A 4,550-nucleotide genomic window follows, 5' to 3' on the forward strand; every position below is an offset into this window, starting at 1 on the left:
ACGCGCTCGTGCGTCTCGTGCAGCCGTGGAGCCTTCGGTACCCGCTTGCCCTCGGCCAGGGCAACTTCGGTTCTCCGGGTAACGACGGCGCTGCGGCGTCGCGATACACCGAGACGAAGATGGCTCCGCTCGCCATGGAGATGGTGCGGGACATCGACAAGGAGACCGTCGACTTCCAGGACAACTACGACGGCCGCAACCAGGAGCCGACGGTTCTGCCGGCGCGCATCCCCAACCTCCTGGTGAACGGTTCCGCGGGCATCGCGGTCGGCATGGCGACCAACATCCCGCCGCACAACCTGCGTGAGGTCGCCGCCGGCGCCCAGTGGTACCTGGAGCACCCGGAGGCCTCGCACGAGGAGCTCCTGGACGCCCTGATGGAACGGATCAAGGGCCCGGACTTCCCGACCGGCGCGCTGGTCGTGGGCCGCAAGGGCATCGAGGAGGCGTACCGCACGGGCCGTGGCTCGATCACGATGCGGGCGGTCGTCGCGGTCGAGGAGATCCAGAACAGGCAGTGCCTGGTCGTCACGGAGCTTCCGTACCAGACCAACCCCGACAACCTCGCGCAGAAGATCGCCGACCTGGTGAAGGACGGCAGGATCGGTGGCATCGCGGACGTCCGCGACGAGACGTCCTCGCGCACGGGCCAGCGCCTGGTCGTCGTGCTGAAGCGTGACGCGGTCGCCAAGGTCGTGCTGAACAACCTCTACAAGCACACCGATCTGCAGTCCAACTTCGGCGCGAACATGCTGGCGCTCGTCGACGGGGTGCCGCGCACGCTCTCCATCGACGCCTTCATCCGCCACTGGGTGACGCACCAGATCGAGGTCATCGTCCGGCGCACGAAGTTCCGGCTGCGCAAGGCCGAGGAGCGGGCGCACATCCTGCGTGGCCTGCTCAAGGCGCTGAACGCGATCGAAGAGGTCATCGCGCTCATCCGCCGCAGCAACACCGTGGAGATCGCGCGTGAGGGCCTGATGGGCCTCCTGGAGATCGACGAGATCCAGGCGAACGCGATCCTGGAGATGCAGCTGCGCCGCCTGGCCGCGCTGGAGCACCAGAAGATCACCGCCGAGCACGACGAGCTCCAGGCGAAGATCAACGAGTACAACGAGATCCTGGCCTCGCCCGCGAAGCAGCGGCAGATCGTCAGTGAGGAACTGGCCGCGATCGTCGACAAGTTCGGCGACGACCGGCGTTCCAAGCTCGTGCCCTTCGACGGTGACATGTCCATCGAGGACCTGATCGCCGAGGAGGACATCGTCGTCACGATCTCCCGCGGCGGCTACGTCAAGCGCACCAAGACGGACGACTACCGCTCGCAGAAGCGCGGCGGCAAGGGCGTGCGCGGCACGAAGCTGAGGGAGGACGACATCGTCGACCACTTCTTCGTGTCGACGACGCACCACTGGCTGCTGTTCTTCACCAACAAGGGCCGGGTCTACCGGGCGAAGGCGTACGAGCTGCCGGACGCCGGCCGGGACGCGCGTGGTCAGCACGTCGCGAACCTGCTGGCGTTCCAGCCGGACGAGCAGATCGCGCAGATCCTGGCGATCCGCGACTACGAGGCCGCGCCCTATCTGATCCTGGCCACGAAGGGCGGTCTGGTGAAGAAGACCGCGCTGAAGGACTACGACTCCCCGCGCTCGGGCGGTGTCATCGCGATCAATCTGCGGGAGACGCAGGACGGCAGCGACGACGAGCTGATCGGCGCCGAACTGGTCTCGGCCGAGGACGACCTGCTGCTCGTCAGCAGGAAGGCCCAGTCGATCAGGTTCACCGCGACGGACGACGCGCTCCGCCCGATGGGCCGCGCCACTTCCGGCGTGAAGGGCATGAGTTTCCGCGAGGGTGACGAACTGCTCTCGATGAATGTTGTCCGGCCCGGTACGTTCGTGTTCACTGCCACCGACGGCGGGTACGCGAAGCGGACCCCTGTCGACGAATACCGCGTCCAGGGCCGTGGCGGTCTCGGCATCAAGGCCGCCAAGATCGTCGAGGACCGCGGTTCGCTCGTCGGCGCGCTGGTGGTGGAGGAAGCGGACGAGATCCTCGCCATCACGCTCGGCGGTGGCGTGATCCGTACGCGCGTCAATGAAGTCAGGGAGACGGGCCGTGACACCATGGGCGTCCAACTGATCAATCTGGGCAAGCGTGATGCCGTCGTCGGCATCGCGCGCAACGCCGAGGCCGGTCGTGAGGCCGAAGAGGTCGACGGGACCGATGAGGCCGAAGGCGCCACGGTCGAGGCCCATGCCGAGAACGTGGTCGAGGGCACAGCCGAGGGCACGGCGCCTTCGGCCGGGGAGCACGAGGAGTAAAGCGTGAGTGGAGCCACGGGCGCCGGTCCGGCCGCTTCCGGAGCAGGCGAGAACGGCGCCCGTGGCCCTGCCACGGACTCCCAAGGGGGCACTGTGACGGACACTCGGGGACCTCAGCCGCAGTACGAGGGGTACGCGACCGGGCCGTTGCCCGGCGAGCGGGAGCCCGCAGCGGGCCCGGCGGGGCCCTACCACCCGCCGCAGGCGTACCAGTCCCCTGCGGGCGGTACGCAGGGCGGAGGCACACAGGGCGGTGTACAGGGCGTCGGCGGCACGCAGGCGACCCGGCTGCCCCGGACGGGGGCGCGGACCACTCCGCGTACCCGTAAGGCGCGTCTGCGGGTGGCGAAGGCCGATCCCTGGTCGGTGATGAAGGTCAGCTTCCTTCTCTCCATCGCGCTCGGCATCTGCGCGGTGGTCGCGGCCGCCGTCCTGTGGATGGTGATGGACGCGATGGGCGTCTTCTCCACCGTGGGCGGCACGATCAGCGAGGCCACCGGCTCGAACGAGAGCAACGGCTTCGATCTGCAGTCGTTCCTGTCGCTGCCGCGCGTCCTCATCTTCACCTCGGTCATCGCGGCGATCGACGTGGTGCTGGCCACCGCGCTGGCGACGCTGGGCGCGTTCATCTACAACCTGTCGGCCGGCTTCGTGGGTGGCGTGGAGCTCACTCTCGCCGAGGACGAGTAGGGCGCCGGGTATCGATTTTGGGACTGGCCCCGACGTGCGCTAATCTTCAGAAGTCAGCGCAGCAGCGCGGCGGGGCTATAGCTCAGTTGGTTAGAGCGCATCCCTGATAAGGATGAGGCCACAGGTTCAAATCCTGTTAGCCCCACCAGCACGAAGGCCCCCCACCGGTAACGGTGGGGGGCCTTCTGCATGACGGCTGACCTCAGCCGTCCTCCGGCCCCAGGAAGGTCCGCGGGCGCCGTCACGGGTTCATCGTTCCCCCGGCCTTCCGCGGGCGCGTGTGCCGACCCGTGGAAAAGGCCCCCGCCGGAGTGGACCGGACCAGGGGCCTGGGTGGAGTTCGCGGCGCCCTCAGGGCGGCAGCGGAGCCGAGTCCCCGGCAGGTGTGGCGCTGTGGGCGGAGCGGGTGCCGGCCGTCGCGTGCGCGGCGTCCGCGGTGTCGGCGGACAGCTGCCGGGTGGCGGGTGAGGAGCCGTGCGCCTCGGCGCGGATGCGCTGCTTCATGGTGGGCGGCAGCGCCCTGTCACGCGGAAGGGTCCATCGCACCGACGGGGTGTTCGCGGTTGCCGGGGCCGCACCCGTGTGCTCGTGGTTCATGGCCGTCGGCTCCGCGGCCGTGGCCTGGGCGGTGGCGAGGCCCAGCGACGCGAGAAGCGCGAAGAAGGCGGTGACGAAGGCGGTCCAGACGCTCTTGACCCTGAAGGTGCTCATGGCCCCTCGCTTTCAGGTGGTCCTGTTTGCTTACCTTTCCGATGATGTGGTTCCGGGCGGCGAAAACCGGGACCGACGCCTCCGGTGTGCCGATCTTCCGATGAACACCACTCTTCTGGTTCAACCGGTTCGGAGAAGCTCCTACGGGAGCCCTGAGGGGCCTCGAAAAGGGGCTGGAGCGGGTGGCGGACGGGTACCGGGGAGGTCACCGATCGGTATCGGCCGGTGTGTATAGTCGGGCGGCAGAAGTCCCTTACGTCAAGGAAAGACGAGGTCGCGCGGTGAAGAAGCTTCTCGTGGTCGCACTGGCCGCCATCGGCGGGCTCCTCGTGTACCGCCAGATCCAGGCGGATCGCGCCGAGCAGGATCTGTGGACGGAGGCGACCGACTCCGTGCCCGCAGGTTCAGGTGTGTGAGACGGAACAGTCTGCTACAAGCCCCGGCCGCCGAGCGGCCGGGGCTTTCTGCTGTCCGGCGGGGTGTCCGGACCCGTGGATTCACTTCCGCACATCATCGTGTTGCATGAGCGAATAATCGCGGGTCGCAGGTGAGGAACCTCCGCAGTACGGTGCTCCCGCACCCGGGGGAGGGGCCCGGTGGCACCGCGGCGGGCGAGCACGGCATTCGGGCAGGGGCTGCAGACAACGGCGGTGCGGGCGGTGCAGGATGGACCGGCATCGCGGCCGTTGCCGCAGCGGGCGCCGTGGTCGCTCCGGCAGCCGGGCTCCTGCTCGTACGCGGCCGGCGCAGGGCACGAACGCAGACGACGAGGGGAAGCGCGTGGACAGGCAGCGCAACAGGGGCCGGGCGACGCTCGCGGCGCTC

The 4,550-nt window shown here is 68.7% G+C and carries 4 protein-coding genes and 1 tRNA gene; 4 read left to right on the forward strand and 1 reads right to left on the reverse strand.

Translation table 11 applies throughout. From position 1 onward, the window contains the following. The 3 genes from gyrA to VN520_RS34725 form a co-directional block, all read left to right on the forward strand. Positions 1-2,324, forward strand: a 2,324-nt coding sequence (gyrA, locus tag VN520_RS34715) for a DNA gyrase subunit A (RefSeq protein WP_325750932.1), incomplete at its 5' end; no start/stop codon positions are given. A 93-nt stretch (positions 2,325-2,417) separates the two neighbouring features. Further along, positions 2,418-3,014, forward strand: coding sequence for a DUF3566 domain-containing protein (locus VN520_RS34720; RefSeq protein WP_325750933.1), 597 nt, complete (start codon positions 2,418-2,420; stop codon positions 3,012-3,014). Between the two features lie 71 nt (positions 3,015-3,085). Beyond that, positions 3,086-3,162, forward strand: a tRNA-Ile gene (locus VN520_RS34725). A gap of 203 nt (positions 3,163-3,365) precedes the next feature. On the opposite strand, the gene VN520_RS34730 is transcribed toward VN520_RS34725, so the two are convergent. Continuing rightward, entirely contained in the window at positions 3,366-3,725 is a 360-nt protein-coding gene (locus VN520_RS34730; protein ID WP_325750934.1) for a DUF6344 domain-containing protein, read from the reverse strand. Positions 3,726-4,006: 281 nt separating this feature from the next. Between VN520_RS34730 and VN520_RS34735 the strand changes: the two genes are divergently transcribed. Next, positions 4,007-4,141 (forward strand): DLW-39 family protein, encoded by a 135-nt coding sequence (locus VN520_RS34735; RefSeq protein WP_325750935.1) that lies wholly within the window; start codon positions 4,007-4,009, stop codon positions 4,139-4,141. Positions 4,142-4,550: the final 409 nt, after the last annotated feature.

This window comes from Streptomyces sp., assembly GCF_035563135.1.
Lineage (GTDB): Bacteria > Actinomycetota > Actinomycetes > Streptomycetales > Streptomycetaceae > Streptomyces.

Excerpts from the sequence above, each read along its gene's own strand:
- VN520_RS34730 (WP_325750934.1), bottom strand. The coding sequence starts at position 3,725 with ATGAGCACCTTCAGGGTCAAGAGCGTCTGGACCGCCTTCGTCACCGCC.